Source organism: Methylobacterium mesophilicum (assembly GCF_036441335.1).
In the GTDB taxonomy this organism is placed as follows: domain Bacteria; phylum Pseudomonadota; class Alphaproteobacteria; order Rhizobiales; family Beijerinckiaceae; genus Methylobacterium; species Methylobacterium mesophilicum_B.
Window position 1 is genome coordinate 48,225 of the sequence record NZ_MLBW01000006.1, and the last position, 22,052, is coordinate 70,276.

The following is a 22,052-nucleotide window of genomic DNA, read 5'->3' on the forward strand; positions in this document are numbered from 1 at the left end:
ACGGTGTGTCCACGGTCGGCTGCCTCGACATGACCGCCAAGGCCGCCAAGGATGCCCAGCCCGTCGCGGTCTGCATGAAGAAGCCATGAGATACGTCGTCCCCGCTCTCCTGGCCGCGCTGGCGTCCGGCCCCGCCTGCGCGCAAACCTTCGTGCCCACCGAGCGGGCGGCGATCGAGCTCGTGCGCGACCGGCGCACCGCCGGTTTCACCACCGTGGCGCGGACACTCGCCTATGCCGAGCGCGCGACCGGCGGCGCCTTCCGGTTCGGCGGCTATCGTGTCGATTTCCGCCCGGACGTCCCCTTCGCCCGGGTGCGGATCTGCTATCGATTGGGGATCGATCCGCCGACCTGTGGCCTCGCCTACCGCGTCGCGGTCGATCCCGCCCATGTCGAGCCGGCCGACCGCTACAACGGTCTGACGCGCGACCTGGAGCACGGCCCGCAGGCGTTCCTCCGGGCGCTCGCCCGGGAAGCCGATCTCCAGCGCCAGCCGGAGTTCCTGCGCAAGGTCGAGGCCGCGCTCGAGCCCTACAACCCCTACGACTGGCGCTGAGGGCGGACACCCTTCGGGGCACGGGACAACAGCCGTCAGAGCAGCCGCGGCCAGCGCAGGAGCCGTTCCGGCGCGAAGGCCGCGACCGGCACCGCCGGGGTCCGGCCGGTGGCGAGGTCGGCGACGATCTCGCCGGTGACCGGGCCGGTGGACAGGCCGATATGCCCGTGGCCGAACGCGAAGAGCAGGCCGTCGTGCCGGGGCGCCCGGCCGATCACCGGCATCCCGTCGGGCGTCGACGGGCGGGAGCCGAGCCAGGGCGCGTTGTCCAGAGGCCCGCCGAGCCGCAGGGTTCCGGCCGCCTCCCGGGACGCCGCCTCGATCTGGGTGTGGTCGGGAGTAGCGGCGCGGGCGTTGAGCTCGACACCGGACAGGACCCGGACCCGGTGCTCGCCCATCGGCGACAGGATCGAGCCCGCGCTGGTGTCGAGGACCGGACGGGTCAGCGGCGGGCTGTCCGGATGCAGCGCGTAGTGGCGATGGTAGCCGCGCTCGGCCGCCACCGCGAAGCGGTAGCCGAGGGTCCGGGCGATCGCCCCGGAGGCGGCGCCGGCCGCGAGGACGACCTGGCGGCCCCGGACGGTGCCGCTGTCGTGATCGACGCGCCAGCCGCCCGCCTCGGGCTCCATCCGGGCGACGCTGCCCCGCAGGCGGCGGCCGCCGAGACCGGTGAACAGGGTCTCGCACGCCTCGATCAGCCGGCCGGGCTCGCGGACCGATCCGGTCTCGGTGAGCAGCATGGCCCGCGCGTAGGGCCGAACCAGCGCCGGCTCGAGGGCCCGCAGCGCCGCGGTGTCGAGGATGTCGAAGGCGACGCCGTGCGAGGCCAGGATCTCGCGCTCCAGGGCGGCGGACGCGAAGGCCGCCTCCGTCCGGTAGGCCTTGATCCAGCCCGTCCGCTGCAGCCGGTCGCCGGTCCCGGCCCGGGCCGCGAGGCGCTCGTGGGCCGGATAGGCGGCGCTGGTCAGCGGCAGCAGCGCCGCCGCGGCGCGGCGCCAGCGCGAGGCGCGCGCGGCGGCGAGGAAGTGCGCCGTGTAGGGTACGATCCGCGGGAGATGCGCGTAGTGCAGCCGCAGGCCGCGATCGGCGTTGCGCAGGTAGGCCGGGAGCTTGCCCCACAGGGCCGGGCTCGACATCGGCAGGATCGAGCCGCGGCTGACCACGCCGGCATTGCCGTAGGAGGTCCGGGCCCGCGCCTCGCCGGGATCCAGCAGGACCACGTCGAGCCCGCGGTCCCTCAGCGCGATGGCGCTGGCGAGGCCGACCATCCCGCCGCCGACCACCACGATGTCGGCCGTCTCGTCCGTCGCCATGCCGCTCACGTCCCGCACCGCACCACGCGCGCCCTTCTGGCCGGTTTCCGGTGTCCTGGGTAGCGGTCTTCGCGGGGTCGCGCATCCGGTCGGTGCGCTCGCGAAGTCCCGCGCACATTCCCGCGGAGATCGGTTAGAGAGCGGTCCATGACTCTCGTCCGCTTCGCTCCCTCGCCGACAGGCTACCTCCATATCGGCAACGCCCGGCCGGCCCTGCTCAACGCCCTGTTCGCCCGTCGGACCGGCGGCCGCTTCCTGCTGCGCCTCGACGACACCGACGCGGAGCGCTCCACGTCGGCCTTCGCCGAGGCGATCGGCGAGGATCTCGCGTGGCTCGGCATCGTGCCCGACCTGTTCGCCCGGCAGAGCGACCGCACGGCGCAGCACGACGCCGCCGCCGACCGCCTGCGCGCCGCGGGAAGGCTCTACCCCTGCTACGAGACGCCGGAGGAGCTGGAGCGCCGCCGCAGGCGCCAGCTCGGCCGCGGCCAGCCGCCGATCTACGACCGGGCGGCGCTGCGGCTCACCGCCGCGGAGCGGGCGGCGCTGGAGGCCGAGGGCCGCCGGCCGCACTGGCGGTTCCTGCTGGAGGCACGGACCGTCGGCTGGGACGACCTCGTCCGCGGGCCGGCCCATGTCGACTGCGCGTCCCTGTCGGACCCGGTGCTGATCCGCGCCGACGGCAGCTACCTCTACACGCTGCCGTCGGTTGTGGACGACGCCGATCTCGGCATCACCCACGTGATCCGCGGCGAGGACCACGTCACCAACACCGGCGTGCAGGTGCAGATCTTCGAGGCCCTGGGCAAGGCCGTTCCGGTCTTCGGCCACCACAACCTGCTGACGACGGCCGACGGGGAGGGGCTATCGAAGCGCCTCGGCCACCTGTCGCTGCGCGGCCTGCGCGAGGCCGGCTACGAGCCCGCGGCGGTGCGCTCGCTGGCGGTGCTGACCGGCTCGGCCGAGTCAATTCGGGCGGTGCCCGACCTCGACACCCTCGCGGGCCTCGTCGACCTCGGCGAGATCTCGCGGGCGCCGGCGCGGTTCGATCCGGCGGAACTCGACGGCCTCAACGCCCGCCTGATCCACGCCATGCCGTACCCGGAGGCGGCCGCGCGCCTCGCGGCACTCGGGATCCCGGAGGACCGGGCCGAGGCGTTCTGGCTCGCGGTGCGGGCCAATCTCGGGCGCGTCGCGGAGGCGGCCGACTGGTGGCGGGTCGTGACCGGCCCGGTCGAGCCGGTGCTCACCGAGCCGGCCGTGATCGCGGCCGCCCGGGAGACCCTGCCGCCCGAGCCCTTCGGCCCGGAGACCTGGAAGGCGTGGACGACCGAGATCCGGACCCGCACGGGCGCCAAGGGCCGCGGCCTGTTCATGCCGCTCCGGCTCGCCCTCACCGGCCTGGAGCACGGCCCGGACCTCGCCGGCCTGCTGCCGCTGATCGAGCGGGAGCGGGCGGCGCGCCGGCTCTCCGGCGAGGCCGCCTGAGCGATCAGCGGCCGGGCTTCGGGCGCGCCTCGATCAGCGCGGCGTCGAGCAGGAAGCTGCCGTCGGCCTCGATGCCGAAATGCGCCGCGACCTCCGCGGGCGCGGCGACCTGCAGCGCCCGGATCGCCGCGACGTGGGTCTCCGGCGTCCGCATCCGGGCGATCCAGCTCGCGAACTCCATGCGCGGCCGGCTCGCCGTCGCGTCGCCGGGCGCGAAGCCGGCCGCTTCCAGCAGGGTCCGCCACTCGGAGACGCGGTAGTCGCGCACGTGCGAGGGGTCGCGCAGCAACTCGACCGCCTGAAGGTGCGTGTCGAGCAGCGGATCCTCGGGCGCAACGATGTCGCTGACGATGAGGAACCCGTCCGCCCGCAGCACCCGCCGCGCCTCCGCCAGGGCCGCCGGCACGTCGCGCCAGTGGTGGGCGCTGTAGCGGGTCAGGACCGCGTCGAAGCTCGCGTCCGGGAAGGGCAGGGCCTCGGCGCCGCCCTGCCGGGTTCCGATCCGGTCGAGACCCCGCCGCGCCGCCTCGGCGGCGACGGCCGCCAGCATCTCGGCCGACAGGTCGTAGGCCGTGACGGCGGCCCCGGCCGCCGCCGCCGCGAAGGCGACGTGGCCGCCGCCGCAGCCGAGATCGAGCACCCGCAGACCNAGATCGAGCACCCGCAGACCCGGCCGCGCGCGGACCCGCGCGCCGATCCGGTCGAGGTCGGCGCCGGCGGCGTGGACGGCGCTGGTCACGTAGGCGGAGGCCTGCGCGCCGAACTGGTCGACGACGTGGTGGGCGTGGCTGCGGGCGTTCATCGGCGGATCTCCCGGGTCAGGTCGCGAGCGGCTTCAGGCGGGACAGCCGCAGAGCGATCATCAGCGCCAGACCGTACAGCCCGCCCACGAACAGCACCACGCCGTTCCACCCGGAATGGGCGAAGAACCAGCCGCCCGCCGTCCCGAGGACCGACGAGCCCAGATAGTAGAGGCCGAGATAGATCGCCGAGGCCTGGGCCCGGTCACGCAGCGCCCGCCGCCCGACCCAGCTGCTCGCGACCGCGTGGGCGCCGAAGAACCCCACCGTCGTCACCACGATGCCGGCCAGGATCAGCAGCAGGTTGTCCGCCAGCGTCATCACGATGCCCGCGAGGCCGACGGCCGTGGCGATCCAGAGGACGCGGCGGCGGCCGAAGCGGCTCGCCAGCTCGCCGGTGACCGGGCTGCTGACCATGCCGGCGAGATAGACGGAGAAGATCAGCCCGATCACCGCCTGGCTCAGCCCGTAGGGCGGATCGAGCAGGCGGAAGCCGATGTAGTTGTAGATGCAGACGAAGCCGCCCATCAGCAGGAACGCCTCGGCGAAGAGCCAGGGCAGGCCGGCGTCGCGGAAATGGTGGGTGAAGCTGCCCGGCACCTCGGCCCAGCGCAGCCGGCGCGGCACGAAGCGGCGCGAGGGCGGCAGCCAGCGCCAGAACGCCAGCGCGGCGGCGAGCGCGAGGCCGCCGATCACCGCGAGCCCGGCGCGCCAGCTCACGAAATCCGCCATCACGCCGCTGATCAGGCGGCCCGACATGCCGCCCAGCGCGTTGCCGCCGACGAGCAGGCCCATCGACAGGCCGATGGCCTTGGCGTCCATCTCCTCGGCGAGATACGCCATGGCGACGGCCGGGAGGCCGCTGGCCGTCAGCCCCGTGAGCGCGCGCAGCGCCAGGAAGCCGTACCAGCCAGGGACCAGGGCGGCCACGACCGTGAGCAGCGCCGAGGCGACGAGCGAGGCCAGCATCACCGGCTTCCGGCCCCAGATCTCCGAGAGCGGGCTGACCGCCAGCAGCGCCACCGCCAGTAGACCGCAGGGCAGCGACAGCGCGAGGCTGCTGACGGCCGGCGAGACGCCGAAATCCTCCGCGTAGATCGGCAGCAGCGGCTGGACCGCGTAGAGCACCGCGAAGGTCGAGAATCCGGCTGCCGCCAGAGCCAGGGCCGTGCGGCGGAAGACCGGTGTGCCCGACCGGATGAGCCCGTCATCCGCCTCGCTGTCCATCATCGCTCCGTGCCGCTGTCCTCAACCGGTGGTGAGGCGCAGCGGCCGCACGGTCAACTGCCGCGCAGGACATGCCCGCGCGGCGGCCGCCTCAGCGCGGCGGAGGCGGCGGAGGCGCTGCCTGTCCCTGATCCTGCCCCTGCTGCAGCAGGGGCGTGATCCGCTGGACGACGACGCGGCGGTTCTCCCGCGACGGGCCCTGCGTGTTCACCTTCAGGTACTGCTCGCCGTAGCCCTGGGTGGTCAGGTTCTCCGGCGGCACGCGGAACTGCTCCGTCAGCACGGTCGCCACCGACTGGGCGCGCCGGTCCGACAGGGACAGATTGTCGAGCGCGGAGCCGACGGCGTCGGTGAAGCCCTCGATCAGGAACACCTCCCGCGGGTTGGCCTGGATGGCGCGGTTCATCGCGGCGGCGATGACCGACAGTTTGGCCGCCTGGTCGGGCGTGACGGTGAACGAGCCGGTGTCGAAGGTGATCGTGTTGATGTCGACGGAGCGCAGGCGAACGCGGAGATCCGGGCTGTAGCGGATCTGATCGAGCGTGTACCGGCGATCGACCTGCACCACGGGCGGCGCCGTCAGCGCCTCGTAGACCTCCGACTCGTCGGCCTGGGCGTAATCCACGACGTACCGGTCCCGCGGGATGCGGATCTCCGGAGGCGGCAGGACCACCACGTCCTCGTAGATCGGACGGAGCGGGCCGCCATAGCTGTTGTCGATCAGGACGAGCTCGCGGCCGTCGCGATACCGGAGATAGCGGCGCAGCATCCGCCCGTCGTCGTTGGTCACGGTGACGATCTGCGCGCCGCCTGGCCGGTCGACGTAGCTGTAGAAGTCCACACCCTGCCGCTCGAACCGGTAGCCGCGCGGGTCGAGCGCGCGGAAGCGCTCGTTCTCGTCGTGACGGATCAGGTAGGTGTCGCGGTCCTGCACGATGATGCGGCCCGGCTCCCGGTAATAGGTCCGGCCATCCTCGCGGAACTCGCGCCGGTCCGTGCGGACCTGCTCGAAGTCGCGCACACCGTCGTTCTGACGGAAGCCGCCGGGGACGTAGCCCGGCTGCCCCGGCCGGTTGAAGGCGTTCGGGTCGGCCGCGGGCGGCTGGCCAGGCCGTCCCGGCGGCATTCCCGGCTGCGCCCCGCCGGGCGGCGGGGCCTGGCCGGTGCTCTGCCGCTCTATCGGGTACGGGGGCGGGGCAAACCATGGGTGTCGGTCGTGCGACACACGTTCGGATCGGCGTGGGCGCGCTCGCCCTGACGACGGCGAGCGCGGCCCTGGCCGAGCTGCCGGAGGCCACCGCCGCGCATCCCGCGCGGGAGATCCACAGCGTGGCCGCGCTGGCGATCTTCGGCGGCCTCGTGGCCTTCGCGGTGATCCTGTCGCTCCTGCACCTCTACGAACGCGGGTCAAGCCGAGCCGAACACCGGACGCCGCGATTGGTTCCGCGTCCCGGGACGCGGAGCCGGCCTCAGGGCGTGAGGCGCTGGGGCACCGCGATCACGTCGGGCGCGATGATGCGCACGGCAACGTGATCCGGCTTCGCCTCCGCGACCTTCGCGCCGTCGGCCGCGGCGGGATCGGCCTTCGCGTCGTCGCGCCCGGAGCTGGCGCCGCCCTTCGCGTCGACGCCCGCACGGCTCGCAGCGTCGGCGGCGAGCTCCGCCGCGGTCCGGTCGGCCCGGCCGACCAGGGTCAGGCGCACCTTCGGCCGGGACAGCGCCTCGGCCTGCATCGGCGTCACGAAGATGTCGCCCTTGTGCCGGACCAGCATGCTCTCGGCCTTCACGAGGGACTGCGCCCAGGACTTGCCCTCCGGCTTGCAGGAGCAGTTCGGAACGAATTCCTTGCGGAATTTGAAGGCGTTGGCGAGGTTCGCGTAGGCCCGGCTGCCCTTCACCGAGGCGGCGTGCTTCAGGGCATCGTCGCCGTACGGCATGGAATAGGCCTGCGCCTCGGTCCCGGGGCAGAGGGCCTGACACATCTCGTCGGCGCCGCCGCGGCCCTCGGGCAGGTTCTTCATCGGGAAGAAGCCGCCGTCGCAGGTCCGCACGCAGACCATCTGCGGGCCGCCCCGTCCGTAGGCCTCGCCGGAGCCGGCATAAGCCTCGCGTGGCGGACACGTGGAGGCGACCAAGCCCTGGAGCTCGCGCTTCCGGGCGCCGCTGTCGTCGATCACGGCGCCGCCGTAGGTGGCCTTGAGGGCGCGGATGCGCTGCTCCACGGCGCCGCACTGGGGCGGCCGCGTGTCGAAGAACAGGAACTTGCCGCCCTCGCAGTTGAGGCCGCGGAAGTAGGCTTCGAGGCGCCCGATCTCGTCGTTCAGGGCGCGAGTCGTGCTGGCGCCGCTCTGGAGCGAGGCCAGCTCCGCCCGGTAGCGCCGGCACTGCGGCGACGGCAGCTGCGGCGCCGGCCGCGCCTCGGCGGGCGGCGGGCCGGACGCGGCCTCCTGCGCGCTGGCAGAGGTGGCGAGCGGGTAGGACAATCCGAGGGCTATGGCCGCGCTCAGGACGAGGCGGCCGAGCGTACGGACGATCGGGCGGTGAGGCATAGGCTGCATCGCGTTGATCGGGTGCGCGGCGATCCGGAGTATCCGGGCCCGCGCGCATCCGCGCTTCGGAACGGAAGCGCGGGCATTCTACGCCCCCTCGAAAGACCGCGACACCCCTCCTACATCCGGCCGGCAAGCGTGAGGGGGAATTGACCGGCGATGTTGTTTCGGAGTCTCACCTATGTTGGGCTTCTCGCACTGGGCCTGGCGGCGGCCGGCACGGCCTCGGCGCAGGAGCCGGACCGGATCTTCGACAAGTCGACGGTCTGGCGCCCGCTGACGCCCAACGACAAGCTCGTGGTCTACGGTGTCGACGATCCGGCTGTCTCGGGCGTGGCCTGCTGGTACACCCAGCCGGAGAAGGGCGGGATCAAGGGTACGCTGGGCCTGGCCGAGGATGTCTCGGACATCTCGCTGGCCTGCAGGCAGACCGGGCCGATCGCCTTCAAGGGCAAGCTCAGCCAGGGCGAGGTGGTCTTCAGCGAGCGCCGGTCGCTGATCTTCAAGTCGATGCAGATCGTCCGCGGCTGCGACGCCAAGCGCAACACGCTGATCTACATGGTCTACTCGGACAAGGTCATCCAGGGATCGCCGAAGAACTCGACCTCGGCGGTGCCGCTGGCGCCCTGGGGCACCGAACCGGCGCAGAAATGCGCCGACTTCATGAAGTGAGCGGCGCCCGCTGGGACGAGCGCACCGCGCGGCGTCCCGGCCACGGGCCGTCCGCGGCGGGCTCAGTCCTGACAGGTGATCCGGATCGGGCGCTCGGACGGCGCCGGGACCGGCTGGCTGATCGCGCCGGTGTACTCGTCGGCGGCGGCGACCCCGTAGGAGTTCGCGACGGCGTAGCCCTGCGCCTCGCACCACGCGTTGGCGACCACCTGGCCGCAGGCGCTGCCCGGCGTCGTCAGGCACTCGCCGACGCCGTAGCCGTCGCTCGACGGGATCAGGAACGTCTTCTCGACATGGGCCGGCGCCTTCGCGGGCGTCTCGCCGTCGGTGCCGGCCAGCGCGACGTGGGTCAGGCCCGCGCAGGCGAGAACGGTGGCGAGGGCGAGGGAACCGGCGGCCGAGCGTCGCATGGATTGTCCTTGGGCACAGGATCTGTGGCGTGAGGATCGTGGCCGGGACGGTCCGACGACGCGGTTAAGGAAGCCTTACCCGCATGGCGCGCAGGCCATCTCGAATTCCTCACGCTTTTGGGTTAGCCCCATCGTGCGGGCCGCGCCGTCGCCGCAATGCAACAGGGTGCTGTGCCGGGGCTGGCGGATCCGTCACGTTTCGGCCGTTCTTCGCCGCGCGGGGCCCTCAGGTCGTTGAAGGCAGGGCCGGATTTCCGGCCACGGCTCCGGGCCGGACGTCATCCCCGGCGTCGGAAAAGGAATGGGTTTCATGGCGCCGATGTTGCGGCTCTACAACACGCTGACCGGCGCCAAGGAAGCCTTCGCGCCGATCGACCCGCAGCACGTCCGCGTCTACGCCTGCGGCCCGACGGTCTACGACGCCGCCCATATCGGCAACGCCCGGCCGATCATCGTCTTCGACCTGCTGTTCCGCCTGCTGCGCCACCTCTACGGGCCGGATCACGTCACCTACGCCCGCAACGTCACGGACGTGGACGACAAGATCAACGCCCGGGCGGCCGAGCGCGGCATCAGCATCCGCGAACTGACCGACGGCACGCTAGCGCAGTTCCACCGCGACGTGCGCGACCTCGGCGTGCTGATGCCGGAGGACGTGAACGTGGCGGGCGCGCGGCCCCGCTTCGTCGAACCCCGCGCCACCGACCACATCGCCGAGATGGCGACGATGATCGAGACGCTGGTCCGGGCCGGCCACGCCTACGTGGCGGCGGACCACGTGCTGTTCGACGTCCCCTCGATGCCGGATTACGGCGGCCTGTCGAAGCGGCCCCTCGACGAGATGGAGGCGGGCGCCCGGGTCGAGGTCGCCCCCTACAAGCGCTCGCCCCTCGACTTCGTCCTGTGGAAGCCCGCCAAGCCCGGCGAGCCGTCCTGGCCGTCGCCCGCCGGCATCGCCGTCGCCGGCCGCCCGGGCTGGCACATCGAGTGCTCGGCCATGTCGGCCAAGCATCTGGGCCGGACCTTCGACATCCACGCGGGCGGCATCGACCTGATCTTCCCGCACCACGAGAACGAGGTGGCGCAGTCCCGCTGCTGCTTCGGCACGTCGGTGATGGCCAACGTCTGGCTGCACAACGGCTTTCTCCAGGTCGAGGGGGAGAAGATGTCGAAGTCGCTCGGCAACTTCATCACCATCCGGGACGTGCTGAACGACTGGCCGGGCGAGGTCGTGCGCCTCACCATGCTCAAGACCCAGTACCGGCAGCCGATTGACTGGACCCTGCGCGGCCTGGAGGAGTCGGCCCGCGTGCTCGACCGCTGGTACAACGCCGCCGGCGACGACCCTGCCGCGCCCGACATCCCCACCGGGGTCGTCGAGGCGCTCTGCGACGACCTCAACACGCCGGCGGCGATCAACGAGCTGCACCGGCTGAGCGGCGGGCCGGAGGCGCAGCCCGGGGCGCTGCGCGCCGGCGCGAACCTGCTGGGCTTCCTCGCGCGCACCCGCAGCGACCGCGAGCGGGATCAGGTCGCGGCGTCCGGGGTCGACGTGGCGGCGGTCGAGGCGCTGATCGCCGAGCGCCGGGCGGCGCGGGCCGCCAAGGACTGGGCCGCCTCCGATCGGGCACGCGACGCCCTCGCGGCGATGGGCGTGACCGTGAAGGACAACAAGGACGGCACCACGACCTGGACGGTGGCGCGCTGATTGCTGAGCGGGCCGCCGACGGCAGGGACATGACGGCGGCCGCGTCCTCGCGCCCGCTTGCGCGGCACGGCGCGGGCGGCATCTGTGGTCCGGGGGCTCGCGGCGGAGATGAGCAGCACGTGACCAGCTTCGGGACTACCTTCGCGATCACCGGGGCGCGACGCGTCGCCGCCGCCTCGGCGCTCACTCTCGGTCTGGGCCTGTCGGGCCCGGCCGCCGCGATCGACGGCGGGTCGGCTGCCGGCCGGGACGCCCTGGCGCAGGCGACCGTGGCGATCGGCACGATCACCCGGCCCGAGGAGGCGCCGAACCTGACCCGCTGCACCGGCGTGCTGATCGCGCCGGATCTCGTGCTCACTGCAGCCCATTGCGTCAACGGTGATCCGCTGGGCGCGCTCGTGGTGTTCTTCAGGGGCAGCGAGCCGGCGCGGCCGGTCTACGGAGCGCGGGTCGCCGCCCGCTACAGTCCGGATCCGGGGGAGATGCTGCCGAACGAGGCCTCGGGCGTCAGCCTCTCCGATCTCTCCCTCGACCTGGCGGTCCTGCGCCTGACCGAGGCGGTGCGCGACCGGCGACCGGTCCCGCTGGCGGCGGATCCGGGCCGCGTCCCCAAGAGCCTGCGCATCGCCGGAGCCGGCCTCTCCGGCCGGACGGTCGGGCGCCTGCGCACCGCCACACTGACGCCGGTCGCTGCGAGCAGCACCGGGCTGACCATCGCCCGGGCCAACGGCGCCCGCGTCTGCTTCGGCGATTCCGGCGGCCCGGTCGTCGCCCAGGATCGCCGCGGCACCTACATCTGGGGCGTGGCCAGCGCGGTGATCAGCCGGGCCGCGCCCTGCGGCGGCTACGTGGTGATCGCGCCGGCCGCGCAGGTCTTCGCCGCCACCCGGACGCGGTGAGGGCTGCCGACACGTCCGGAACGCGAAAGCCCCGCGCGGCCGGACCGCGCGGGGCTTTTCACGAGTCGGCGCGACCGGCGGATCAGACCGCCATGCGCTCCTCGCCGTCCATCGGCTCGCGCAGCACGTAGCCGCGGCCCCAGACGGTCTCGATGTAGTTCTTGCCCTGGCTGGCGTTGGCGAGCTTCTTGCGCAGCTTGCAGATGAAGACGTCGATGATCTTCAGCTCCGGCTCGTCCATGCCGCCGTAGAGATGGTTCAGGAACATCTCCTTGGTGAGCGTCGTGCCCTTCCGCAGCGAGAGGAGTTCCAGCATCTGGTACTCCTTGCCGGTGAGGTGCACCCGGGCGCCGCCGACCTCGACGGTCTTCTGGTCGAGGTTCACGATCAGGTCGCCGGTGGTGATGACCGACTGGGCGTGACCCTTCGAGCGGCGCACGATGGCGTGGATGCGCGCCACCAGCTCGTCCTTGTGGAACGGCTTGGTGAGGTAGTCGTCCGCGCCGAAGCCGAGGCCCTTCACCTTGTCCTCGATGCCGGCCATGCCGGACAGGATCAGGATCGGCGTCTTCACCTTCGCCACGCGCAGCGAGCGGAGCACCTCGTAGCCCGACATGTCGGGCAGGTTCAGATCGAGGAGGATGATGTCGTAATCGTACAGCTTACCGAGATCGACACCCTCTTCCCCGAGGTCGGTGGTGTAGGTGTTGAAGTTCTCGGACTTGAGCATCAGCTCGATGCTCTGCGCGGTCGCGCTGTCGTCCTCGATCAAAAGTACCCGCATCGTCGGTCCCCAGCCCCGCCGGCCGCATCAGCGCGCAGACACGTCCCAGCCTTCGCCCGCCACCGGCCTGTGGACGGGCGCTCCGTCGCTCTTGACGTGGAACGCTATGGATTAATCGTTAACAAAACCTGATTCCTGCCCGCAAGCGTCTCGTACGAAGTTCCGCGAGCTTGACAGGAGAAACACCGTTCCCCCGGCCTCGCCCTCGGCCCCGTTTCCGATGCGCTCCCGTCCAGGCCGCTCGCCCCCTTCGGCGTAAGTACTTCCTCCGTAACGATTCGATCCCCGGTGTTGTCCGTCGGACACACCGGTACGACTTCGTCGGGCGCGATTGTGGTCGCGACCCGGATCGAGCCGCTACGAGCCCGTGACCCGCAGTGTTAAGGAGGCCGGTAAACGAAGCGTTGAGAGCCAGGCCGATGACACAGGATCCGGCAAGATCCGTTGCTTCGCTCGCGTCGGCGCAGGCCGCGCTGGAGCGGATCGAGGTGCTGGAGACGTTCGGGCGGGTTGTGGCGATCCGCGGCCTGCTGGTCGAGGTCGCCGGACCTGTGGCCGCGATGCGACTCGGCGGCCGGGTCGACGTGGAGGGCGCCAATGGCCACGGGCTCGTCCCCTGCGAGGTCATCGGCTTCCAGGGTGATCGGGCCCTGGCGATGCCGTTCGGCTCGCTCGAGGGCGTGCGGCGCGGCTGCCCCGCCTATGTCCGCGACGAGTCGGCCGGCGCGATCCGGCCCTCCGGCGCGTGGCTCGGCCGGGTGATCGACGCCCTCGGGCGGCCGGTCGACGGGCTCGGACCCCTGGCGCAGGGCGGTGATGTCTATCCCCTGCGCGCGGATCCGCCCCCCGCCCATGCCCGCACCCGGGTCGGCGGCCCGCTGGATCTGGGTGTCCGGTGCATCAACACCTTCCTGACCATGTGCGCCGGCCAGCGGATGGGCATCTTCGCAGGGTCCGGCGTCGGAAAGTCGGTGCTGCTGTCGATGTTGGCCCGCTACACCGCCGCCGACGTGGCTGTGATCGGCCTCGTGGGCGAGCGCGGCCGCGAGGTGCAGGAATTTCTCCAGGACGATCTCGGCGCCGCCGGCCTCGCGCGCTCGGTTGTCGTGGTGGCGACCTCAGACGAGCCGGCCCTGATGCGCCGGAACGCGGCCTACGTGACCCTGTCGGTCGCCGAGCACTTCCGCGATCAGGGTGCCAAGGTCCTGTGCATGATCGACTCGATCACGCGCTTCGCCATGGCCCAGCGCGATATCGGTCTCGCCGCCGGCGAGCCGCCGACCGCCAAGGGTTACACGCCGACGGTCTTCTCGGAACTGCCCCGCCTGCTCGAGCGCGCCGGTCCCGGGGTGGGGCAGGGCACGATCTCGGCGCTGTTCACCGTCCTGGTCGAGGGCGACGACCACAACGAGCCCGTCGCCGACGCGGTGCGGGGCATCCTCGACGGGCACATCGTCATGGAGCGCGCGATCGCGGAGCGCGGCCGCTACCCGGCGATCAACGTGCTGCGCTCGGTCTCGCGCACCATGCCGCGCTCCTGCGATCCGGCCTTTCTCCCGGTGGTCCGGCGGGCACGGCGTATTCTGTCGACCTTCGCCGACATGGAAGAACTGATCCGGCTCGGCGCCTACCGGGCCGGCTCCTCGCAGGAAGTCGACGAGGCGGTCGCGCTCATGCCCGATCTTGAGGCTTTTCTGGGGCAGGGTAAGGAAGAAGCAACGTCCATCGGCGATGGTTACGCACGGCTCTCCCAGATCATCGGCGGGGCCTGAGCATCATGGGCCGGGGCGTTAACGCTTCGGCGCGATCATGGTGCACGTGGGGGATCCGGGCGGGTCTGCCTTGGGCAGGCTCGCACACAGGCTCGGTCCGGGCACGATCCCGGGCGCGGCCTCAAGCGTTGCGTGGAGTGAGCGTCCTGATGAAATCGCGTGACACGCTGATCCGCCTGCGCCGCTTCCAGGTCGACGAGAAGCGCCGGCGCGTGACCCAGATCGAGATGATGATGGCCGACTTCCAGCGCATGGCGGTGGAGCTCGATCGCGAGGTCGCCGTCGAGGAGGCCCGGGCCGGAATCACCGACGTCGGTCACTTCGCCTACCCGACTTACGCCCGTGCGGCGGCGACGCGCCGGGACAACATGATCCAGTCCGCCCAGGCGCTCGAGGGCCAGCTCGCCGAGGCGAAGGCCGAGCTGGGCGAGGCGTTCGAGGAGCTCAAGAAGGTCGAGATCCTGAACGACCGCGAGCGGACTGCCGAGCGCGCAGCCGAATCGGCCCGCGACCAGGCCGCCATGGACGGGATCGGCCTCAACCGCGCCCGGGGCTGACCCGGTCCGTCGGACCGCTCGGCCGGCTCCCGCGGCACGAAACCGTCACGATCACCTGACAAGGGGGATCGCGGCGGCGCGATGCCGCTTGCAGCGCGTCGCGTGCCGGCGCATCAGGGGCTCTCCCCAGGGCGTCGGTGTTCATGAAGAAGATCAGCGAGTTCATCTGGCCCTTGATCGGCCTCGCGGCCGTCGTGATATCGGGCTATTTCCTCTATCAGGAATTGAAGACGACCTCGCTCTCGGCGATCTGGGCCGCGATCCTCGCGATCCCACCGCACCGGATCCTGCTGGCGGCCCTCTCGACGCTCGTCGCCTACGCGGCGCTCGCCTGGTACGACCGGATCGCGCTGCTGCACCTGGGCGTGCGCCACATCTCGTGGCTCTTCGTCTCGCTCTGCTCGTTCACGACCTACGCGCTCTCGCACAACATCGGCGCCTCGGTCTTCTCGGGCGCGCTGGTCCGCTACCGCGCCTACACGGCCAAGGGCCTGACGGCGGCGCAGGTCGCCGTGCTGGTGGCGCTCTGCTCGTTCACGTTCTTCCTCGGGACCGTCCTCCTCGGCGGCTTCACGCTGGTGGTCGACCCACACCTGCTGACGCGGCTCGAGGGCAAGCTGCCGGGCTTCCTCACCGATCCCAAGACCGCGCTGGTCGTCGGCATCGGCATGCTGGGCTTCGTCGGCCTGTACGTGATCGGCTCGATCCTGCACCTGCGCCCGCTGCACATCCGGTCGTTCAAGCTGGAGTATCCCCGGCCCGGCATCATGGGGCGCCAGCTGCTGGCTGCGCCGCTGGAGCTGCTGGGCGCGGCGGGCATCATCTACTTCGCCCTGCCGGAGGCGATGAACCCGGGTTTCATCCCGGTCCTGGCGATCTTCCTGGCCTCGTTCTCGGTGGCTCTGGCCTCGCACGCGCCCGGGGGTCTCGGCGTGTTCGAGATCGTGTTCATCACCGCGATGCACATCACCGACGAGGCGCAGAAGGACGCGATCATCGCGGCGGTGATCATCTTCCGGATCTTCTACTTCTGGCTCCCGGCCCTGGTCTCGGTGATCGTCGTGATCGCCTTCGAGCGCTCGCGGCTGGCCGCGGCGATCGGCTCGGCCGCGCACGGGCATAAGGCGGCCGCGGTGCCGGAACCGCCCGTCGTCGTTCCCGGCCTCGACGCCCACGAGATGGAGCGGGAGCTCAAGCAGAAGGCGATCTGAGAGGGCTGAAGGCATCCTCGACGATCGGCGCGACACCGTCGCGCCGGTCCCCCAACGCCGTACCGCACGCGCCCGGGATCGCGCCGCCGACCTTACGACGCGTGGGCGCCTGGATCGTCGGACGGGCCGCGGGAGGGTGCGGTGGCGCGGGCGACGCCGTCCGTCGATCGTCAGATCGAGTTCACCGTCCGCAGCCGCGCCCGCGGGTGGATCTCGGCCTGGCTCATCACCGGCGTCTCGCGGCGGAATCGCTCGATGATCGAGCGCACGAACGGCCGCGTCTGGGCCGAGGTGACCAGCACCGGCATCTCGCCCTGGCGCGCCGCCGTCTCGAAGCGGTCGCGCACGGTGTTGACGAACTCGCTGAGCTTCGAGGGCTGCATCGCGAGGTAGCGCTCCTCCCGCTCGCCCACGATGGACTCCATGAACGCCTGCTCCCAGGCCGGCGACAGGGTGATGATCGGCAGCATGCCGTTCGGATCCTGGTACTGCGCGCAGATCTGTCGGCCGAGGCGCGCCCGGACGTGCTCGACCACGTCGCGGGGGTTCTTCACGGCACCCGCCACCTCGGCGACCGCCTCCACGATCGCCCCGAGATCGCGGATCGAGACCCGCTCGGCGAGCAGGAACTGCAGCACGCGCTGTATGCCGGTGGTGGAGATCTGCGACGGCACGATCTCCTTGAGCAGCTCGGCGTGCTCCTTGGGCAGCTCGCGGAGCAGCTTCGAGACCTCGACGTGGTTGAGGAGCTCGGAGACGTGGGCCTTGATGACCTCGGTGAGATGCGTCGAAACGACGGTGGCGGCATCGACCACCGTGTAGCCCTTGAGCTGGGCCTGGTCGCGCAGGGCCGCGTCGATCCAGGTCGCCGGCAGGCCGAAGGTCGGCTCCAGCATGTGCTGTCCGGGCAGCTGAACCTGACCGCCCATCGGGTCCATCGCCATGAACTGGCCTGGGAAGATCCGTCCGGTGCCCGCCTCGATCTCCTTGACCCGGACCACGTAGGCGTTGGCGTCGAGCTGGACGTTGTCGAGGATGCGCACCGACGGCATCACGAAGCCCAGCTCCGCGGCGAGCTGGCGGCGCAGGGCCTTGATCTGGTCGGTGAGCCGGTCCTGGCCCTCGCCGTTGACGAGGGCGAGGAGCGCGTAGCCCATCTCGAGCTTGAGGTCGTCGAGCTTCAGCAGGTCGGTGACCGTCTCCTCCTTGGCGGCGCCGGCCGCGGCGACCGCGGCGGCGTCCATCGGGGCGCCCTGGGCGTCGAGGGGCGGCGCCAGTTTGGCGTTCTTGTTGATGCGCCACGCCGCGTAGCCGGCCCCGCCGCCCAGCAGGACGAAGGGCAGCATCGGCATGCCCGGCAGGAGGGCGATCAGCAGCATCACCGCCGCCGACATGCCCAGCGCCTTGGGGTAGTGCGCGAGCTGCTTGCCGAGCGCCTTGTCGGCGGCGCCGCGCACGCCGGCCTTCGAGACCAGCAGGCCCGCCGCCGTCGACACGATCAGCGCCGGGACCTGACTCGCGAGGCCGTCGCCGATGGTCAGCAGGGTGTAGCTCTTGGCGGCCTCGCCGAAGCTCAGACCCTGCTGCGCCACACCGATGATGATGCCGCCGACCACGTTGATGAACGTGATCAGCAGGGCCGCCACCGCGTCGCCGCGCACGAATTTCGAGGCACCGTCCATGGCGCCGAAGAAGGAGGATTCCTCCTCGAGCGCCGCGCGCCGGGCCTTCGCGGCCTTCTCGTCGATCAGGCCGGCCGACAGGTCGGCGTCGATGGCCATCTGCTTGCCGGGCATCGCGTCGAGGGTGAAGCGGGCCGCCACCTCCGCGATGCGGCCCGAGCCTTTCGTGATCACCACGAAGTTCACGATGATCAGGATCGCGAACACGATGATCCCGATGACGAAGTTGCCGCCCATCACGAAGTGGCCGAAGGCCTCGATCACGTGCCCGGCCGCCGCCGTCCCCTCGTGGCCGTGCCCGAGGATCAGGCGCGTCGAGGCGAGGTTCAGGGCGAGCCGCAGCATCGTGGCGATGAGCAGCAGCGTCGGGAAGACGGTGAATTCCAGCGGGTTGTCGATCGACAGGCCGGTCATCATGATCAGCACCGACAGGATGATCGACACGGCGAGCAGCAGGTCGAGCAGGATCGCCGGCAGCGGGAAGATCAGGACCGCCAGGATCCCCAGTACGCCGGTGGCGAACAGCAGGTCGGACCGCTTCGACAGCGCCTGGAGGTCGCCGCGCGTCGGCAGGGTCAGCTGGCCGAGGACCGCCGCCGCTGCTCCCGTCTGTGCCGGCGCGCTCGCCGTCTCTGCCATCGATGCCATCCGCTGCCGTTCGCCCGGCGCCGACCCGGGACGTACCCGGCAAGATCTGCCGAGCGGATGGTTAGCGCGGCGTTAAGATGGGGCTGGCGGTGACGGGAACCCGGGCCGCCGCGATCGCTTGATCGGACGGTGAGAGCGTCGACCCGACCGAGCCCGCGTCCGGGCCGCCCGCCCCGTCGTCACGTCGCCGGGCCCAGGCCCGCCAATCCCGGGAGAGTTCGATGGCCCTGCGCGCCCTGACCGCCCTGTTCGACGATTACGATGCCGCCGCGGGTGCGGTGGACCGGCTGGAGGCCGCCGGTATCCCCCACGCCGACATCAGCATCATCGCGAATCGCGACGAGCCCGGGGCCCCGCCGCCATCGGCCGGGACCGCCGTTGCCCGTCCAGTGGACGCCGCCGATTCCGCCGGCACCGGCGCCACGGTGGGGACGGTGCTGGGCGGCGGCGCCGGCCTGCTCGCGGGCCTGGGTCTCCTGGCGATACCGGGGCTCGGTCCGGTGGTGGCGGCGGGCTGGCTCGTCGCCACCGTGACGGGGGCCGGGGTGGGCGCCGCAGCGGGCGGCCTGATCGGCGGCCTGACGGCGGCGGGCCTCAGCGCCGACGAGGCCGAGACCTACGCCGAGGGCGTGCGCCGGGGCGGCACTCTGGTGACGGTGCGCGCCGACGAATCCCGGGCCGAGCGCGTCCTGTCCATCCTCGACCACGCGGGGTCGATCGATCTCGACGAGCGCGCCGAGGGCTGGCGGGCGCAGGGCTGGACCGGCGGCACGATCGGCCCGGCGGCCGGAGAGCGGGGTGCCGGGCCCGGCCGCTGAGGATCGCGAGTTGTCCCGGGTGAGTCCCGGCTGCGGTCGTCAGGCCATCATCTTCCGGGCGAACATCGCGGCGCCGAACAGGACGCCCGCCCCCGCGGTGATGAGCCCGATCATCAGGAGCCGCCGCGGCTCGGTGGAGGATTCCGCCTTCACCGGCTCGACGATCGGGCTGAAGAACTCGATCTGCCGGGCCGCGATGATGCGCGCGCGCTCGTGGGCGGTCAGCACCTGCTGATAGTATTTCTCGGCGTTCTTGCGGTCGTTCTCCAGGACCTCGAATTTGGTCAACGCGTCCGAGAGCAGGCGCTTCTGCTCCGGATCCTGGCTGGCGGATTGCCGCTCGATCCGGGCGATGTTGTCGTCGAGGTCCTTGATCTGCTGCTTGATGTCGATGATCCGGCGCGCGTCGGGCCCGAGGTCACGCTGCCCGATCGCGAGCTGGAGCGCGAGGTTGATCCGCGAGGCCCGCATCTCGGCGATCATCTTGACGTTGATGTCGTTGGTCTTCTGCGCGTCGAGCACACCCTCGCGGTTGCGCAGGTCGCGGGTCGCGAGGCGGATCTTGGTCATGCGCTCCTCGGCGAGCCGCAGCTCCCGGGTGCTCTCGGCGACTGCATCCTCGCGCGATTTGACGCTGAGGTCGTTCACCTTGCGCTCGGCCTCCTTCATGACGGCCCTGGCGATGGCGAGGGATTCCTGGGGATCGAAGGCCTCGACCTCCACCGACAGGATGCCGGATCCGGCCTCGACCTCGACGTCGACGCGCCGCTTCCAGTAGCGGACGAACTTCTCGATCGGCTTCTCCGGATCGAATCGCGAGAAGTAATCGATGGACTCGTTGCTGAACCACTGGCGCAGCGGCAACTGCGCTTCGAGGAGCTCCAGCATCGGCCGGCTCAGGATGAACTCGCGCGTGATCAGCGTGTCCTGCGCCACCATCTGGCTCGCCATGCCGGAATTCGACCCGCCGGTGTCCGTGGACGTCTTATCGGCCGAGCCGATGGCGGGCCGGATCGCGAACCGCGCCTCGGTGACGTAGCGGTCCGACGCGATCAGGCCGTAATAGACCGCTCCGGCGAGCGTCGGCAGCAGGAAGCAGACGACGAACAGGATGGGAATCCAGGGATCGTTCTTGGCGTCGGCCTGGTAGGACCGGATGCCCTTCTTGCGATCGGCGAAGCGCGACATGCGCGCGATCTGCCGCAGCGACTCGCTGACAGCCTGCTGGCGGTCCGCGGGCGTGACCGGCTGCCCCTCGGCCTTCCGGATCTCCATGTTCATGGTCTGATTCCCGGCCTCCCCGGCCTCGAAGGTCGATCCGTCACCGGGATCCCGACCGCGCCGCACGCGGCGCCGCGATCGTCTCTCGCACGGCGAGGCGGCAAAAGCATGTCGTCGCGGTCCGGCCGCTGCCGGGCCGGTCAGGCGTTGAGGCGCCTGTACACCTCGATGGCGTCGTTCACGTCCTCGTAGATGATCGCACGACCGTTCAGCAGGACCAGCCCCTGCGTGCACCACTGGCGGATCGTCTCCATGGAGTGCGAGACCATGATGATGTCGGCGTTCTTCCGGCGCTGCGAGAACACCTCGTCGCAGCGTTTCGAGAACCGCGCGTCGCCGACCGAGGTGATCTCGTCGATCAGGTAGCAGTCGAACGGGATCGCCATACTCATGCCGAAGGCGAGTCGCGCGCCCATGCCCGACGAGTACGTGTAGATCGGAACGTCGAGGTAGCTTCCGAGCTCCGAGAAGTCCTCGACGAAGTCGAGCACCTTGCGCGGATCCTCGCCGTAGATGCGCGCCACGAACGTGACGTTGTCGCGCCCGGTCATCTTGGGGTGGAAGCCGCCGGCGAAGCCGAGGGGCCAGGAGACCCGGAGGCCGCGGTGGATCCGGCCGCGCGTCGCGTCCTCGGTGCCGGCGATCAGCCGCATCGTGGTCGACTTTCCTGCGCCGTTGATGCCGAGGATGCCGTAGGACACGCCCGGCTTCAGGGTGAACGACACCTGCTCCAGGATAGTCCGCCGGTGACCTTCCGTGCGGTAGACCTTGCTGACTTTCTCGAAACGGATCACCGAGATGGTCTCCAGGGCGGTGTGCCGAACCGCCGGTCCGAGCTGTCTGACGACGACCTCCTGCTCGCCGAAAGCGGCAAATCTGAGAAGGACATGGCCGCCTCGCTGGGCTGCCTGGCCACGGACGGGCGGCGCTCGCTCGGAGTCCGGTCCGATCCGGATCGGGATCGCGGGCTTGAAGAAAAGTTCCACCTGTCACCCCGCCGGTTGACGCCATTCTCCATTTGGCATACCAAATACCAACCGAAGAGGGCGGGTGACGGCCCTTCAAGGATGCGGGACAGGAATTTTAACGCCGCTCCCGCGCGTGACGTTCAGGAAGGGCCGCCCCATGACAAGGCGCCGGACTGCCGCGACCCGACACTCATCCGCGCCGCAGGCCGGGTGGCGCCCATGACCGAGACCGGGCCGACGCTGGCCGCGCCCGGTTCCTCCGCAACCCACGGACTGGCCGAGGCGATCGGCGACGCCGTGGTGGTGTCCGATCCGGAGGGCGCCATCACGGTCTGGAACCCGGCCGCGGAGCGCATCTTCGGCTTCACCGCCGCCGAGGCGCTCGGCCAGACGCTCGATCTGATCACGCCCGAGCGGCACCGTCGGCGCCACTGGGACGGCTACGCCAAGACCATGCGCACCGGCGTCACCCGCTACGGGGCGGAGACCCTGAGGGTGCCGGCGCTCCACAAGGACGGCCGCCAGCTCTCCATCGCCTTCACGGTGGGGATGGTGCGGGACGCCTCAGACCACGTGACCGGGATCGTCGCCGTGATCCGTGACGAGACCGAGCGCTGGGCCGAGGAGAAGCGCCTGCGCCAGCGCGTCGCCGAACTCGAAGCTTCCTCGGATCCGACCCGCCGGGCGCCTTGAGCCCGCCGGACGATCC

21 protein-coding genes are annotated in these 22,052 nt (G+C 71.2%); 11 read left to right on the plus strand and 10 right to left on the minus strand.

All coding sequences use genetic code 11. The features are described 5' to 3' along the window. Positions 1-85: 85 nt before the first annotated feature. Complete coding sequence (locus MMR14E_RS04655; protein WP_331313032.1) at positions 86-556, plus strand: hypothetical protein; 471 nt, start codon at positions 86-88, stop codon at positions 554-556. Between the two features lie 35 nt (positions 557-591). On the opposite strand, the gene MMR14E_RS04660 is transcribed toward MMR14E_RS04655, so the two are convergent. Continuing rightward, a complete protein-coding gene (locus MMR14E_RS04660; RefSeq protein WP_331313033.1) occupies positions 592-1,869 on the minus strand; it encodes an FAD-binding oxidoreductase in 1,278 nt (425 codons plus the stop codon). Positions 1,870-2,016: 147 nt separating this feature from the next. Here MMR14E_RS04660 and MMR14E_RS04665 point away from each other — a divergent pair, with 147 nt between their 5' ends. Then, entirely contained in the window at positions 2,017-3,357 is a 1,341-nt protein-coding gene (locus MMR14E_RS04665) for a glutamate--tRNA ligase (RefSeq protein ID WP_331313034.1), read from the plus strand. A gap of 4 nt (positions 3,358-3,361) precedes the next feature. Here the strand turns inward: MMR14E_RS04665 and MMR14E_RS04670 are convergent, their stop codons facing one another. The 3 genes from MMR14E_RS04670 to MMR14E_RS04680 form a co-directional block, all read right to left on the minus strand. Then, on the minus strand, positions 3,362-4,159 hold the full coding sequence (locus tag MMR14E_RS04670; RefSeq protein WP_331313035.1) for a class I SAM-dependent methyltransferase: 798 nt from the start codon (positions 4,157-4,159) through the stop codon (positions 3,362-3,364). A 16-nt stretch (positions 4,160-4,175) separates the two neighbouring features. Continuing rightward, a complete protein-coding gene (locus MMR14E_RS04675) occupies positions 4,176-5,384 on the minus strand; it encodes an MFS transporter (RefSeq protein WP_331313144.1) in 1,209 nt (402 codons plus the stop codon). Positions 5,385-5,475: 91 nt separating this feature from the next. After that, positions 5,476-6,510 (minus strand): OmpA family protein, encoded by a 1,035-nt coding sequence (locus MMR14E_RS04680; protein ID WP_331313036.1) that lies wholly within the window; start codon positions 6,508-6,510, stop codon positions 5,476-5,478. Positions 6,511-6,623: 113 nt separating this feature from the next. Here MMR14E_RS04680 and MMR14E_RS04685 point away from each other — a divergent pair, with 113 nt between their 5' ends. Continuing rightward, positions 6,624-6,917 (plus strand): hypothetical protein, encoded by a 294-nt coding sequence (locus tag MMR14E_RS04685; protein ID WP_331313037.1) that lies wholly within the window; start codon positions 6,624-6,626, stop codon positions 6,915-6,917. On the opposite strand, the gene MMR14E_RS04690 is transcribed toward MMR14E_RS04685, so the two are convergent. After that, a complete protein-coding gene (locus tag MMR14E_RS04690; RefSeq protein ID WP_331313038.1) occupies positions 6,854-7,933 on the minus strand; it encodes a DUF2865 domain-containing protein in 1,080 nt (359 codons plus the stop codon). The genes MMR14E_RS04685 and MMR14E_RS04690 overlap by 64 nt on opposite strands. A gap of 159 nt (positions 7,934-8,092) precedes the next feature. Here MMR14E_RS04690 and MMR14E_RS04695 point away from each other — a divergent pair, with 159 nt between their 5' ends. Then, on the plus strand, positions 8,093-8,605 hold the full coding sequence (locus tag MMR14E_RS04695; protein ID WP_331313039.1) for a CreA family protein: 513 nt from the start codon (positions 8,093-8,095) through the stop codon (positions 8,603-8,605). A gap of 62 nt (positions 8,606-8,667) precedes the next feature. Here the strand turns inward: MMR14E_RS04695 and MMR14E_RS04700 are convergent, their stop codons facing one another. After that, the gene (locus MMR14E_RS04700; protein WP_331313040.1) at positions 8,668-9,015 is read right to left on the minus strand and encodes a hypothetical protein; all 348 of its coding nucleotides are present in this window, start codon (positions 9,013-9,015) and stop codon (positions 8,668-8,670) included. A 310-nt stretch (positions 9,016-9,325) separates the two neighbouring features. On the opposite strand from MMR14E_RS04700, the gene cysS reads away from it, so the two are divergent. Together cysS and MMR14E_RS04710 are read left to right on the plus strand one after the other, a co-directional pair. Continuing rightward, positions 9,326-10,723: a cysteine--tRNA ligase gene (cysS, locus tag MMR14E_RS04705; protein ID WP_331313041.1), complete on the plus strand. Its 1,398-nt coding sequence runs from the start codon at positions 9,326-9,328 to the stop codon at positions 10,721-10,723. A gap of 119 nt (positions 10,724-10,842) precedes the next feature. Beyond that, positions 10,843-11,622, plus strand: coding sequence for a trypsin-like serine protease (locus MMR14E_RS04710; protein WP_331313042.1), 780 nt, complete (start codon positions 10,843-10,845; stop codon positions 11,620-11,622). A gap of 82 nt (positions 11,623-11,704) precedes the next feature. Here MMR14E_RS04710 and ctrA read toward each other — a convergent pair whose 3' ends face one another. Beyond that, positions 11,705-12,406 (minus strand): response regulator transcription factor CtrA, encoded by a 702-nt coding sequence (gene ctrA, locus MMR14E_RS04715; protein WP_010683835.1) that lies wholly within the window; start codon positions 12,404-12,406, stop codon positions 11,705-11,707. A 419-nt stretch (positions 12,407-12,825) separates the two neighbouring features. Here ctrA and fliI point away from each other — a divergent pair, with 419 nt between their 5' ends. The 3 genes from fliI (at position 12,826) to MMR14E_RS04730 (ending at position 15,946) form a co-directional block, all read left to right on the plus strand. Then, positions 12,826-14,178: a flagellar protein export ATPase FliI gene (gene fliI, locus MMR14E_RS04720; RefSeq protein ID WP_331313043.1), complete on the plus strand. Its 1,353-nt coding sequence runs from the start codon at positions 12,826-12,828 to the stop codon at positions 14,176-14,178. 149 nt (positions 14,179-14,327) lie between these two features. Then, the gene (gene fliJ / locus MMR14E_RS04725; protein WP_012322462.1) at positions 14,328-14,735 is read left to right on the plus strand and encodes a flagellar export protein FliJ; all 408 of its coding nucleotides are present in this window, start codon (positions 14,328-14,330) and stop codon (positions 14,733-14,735) included. A 143-nt stretch (positions 14,736-14,878) separates the two neighbouring features. After that, positions 14,879-15,946, plus strand: coding sequence for a lysylphosphatidylglycerol synthase domain-containing protein (locus MMR14E_RS04730; protein ID WP_331313044.1), 1,068 nt, complete (start codon positions 14,879-14,881; stop codon positions 15,944-15,946). 170 nt (positions 15,947-16,116) lie between these two features. Here the strand turns inward: MMR14E_RS04730 and flhA are convergent, their stop codons facing one another. After that, complete coding sequence (gene flhA / locus MMR14E_RS04735; RefSeq protein WP_331313045.1) at positions 16,117-18,267, minus strand: flagellar biosynthesis protein FlhA; 2,151 nt, start codon at positions 18,265-18,267, stop codon at positions 16,117-16,119. 230 nt (positions 18,268-18,497) lie between these two features. Between flhA and MMR14E_RS04740 the strand changes: the two genes are divergently transcribed. After that, a complete protein-coding gene (locus MMR14E_RS04740; RefSeq protein ID WP_331313047.1) occupies positions 18,498-19,094 on the plus strand; it encodes a hypothetical protein in 597 nt (198 codons plus the stop codon). Between the two features lie 39 nt (positions 19,095-19,133). Here the strand turns inward: MMR14E_RS04740 and MMR14E_RS04745 are convergent, their stop codons facing one another. Beyond that, positions 19,134-20,375 (minus strand): capsule biosynthesis protein, encoded by a 1,242-nt coding sequence (locus MMR14E_RS04745; RefSeq protein WP_331313048.1) that lies wholly within the window; start codon positions 20,373-20,375, stop codon positions 19,134-19,136. A 140-nt stretch (positions 20,376-20,515) separates the two neighbouring features. Beyond that, positions 20,516-21,169, minus strand: a complete 654-nt coding sequence (locus MMR14E_RS04750) for an ABC transporter ATP-binding protein (RefSeq protein WP_012322467.1) — start codon at positions 21,167-21,169, stop codon at positions 20,516-20,518. A 393-nt stretch (positions 21,170-21,562) separates the two neighbouring features. Between MMR14E_RS04750 and MMR14E_RS04755 the strand changes: the two genes are divergently transcribed. Further along, complete coding sequence (locus tag MMR14E_RS04755) at positions 21,563-22,036, plus strand: PAS domain S-box protein (protein ID WP_331313145.1); 474 nt, start codon at positions 21,563-21,565, stop codon at positions 22,034-22,036. The last annotated feature ends 16 nt before the right edge of the window (positions 22,037-22,052 follow it).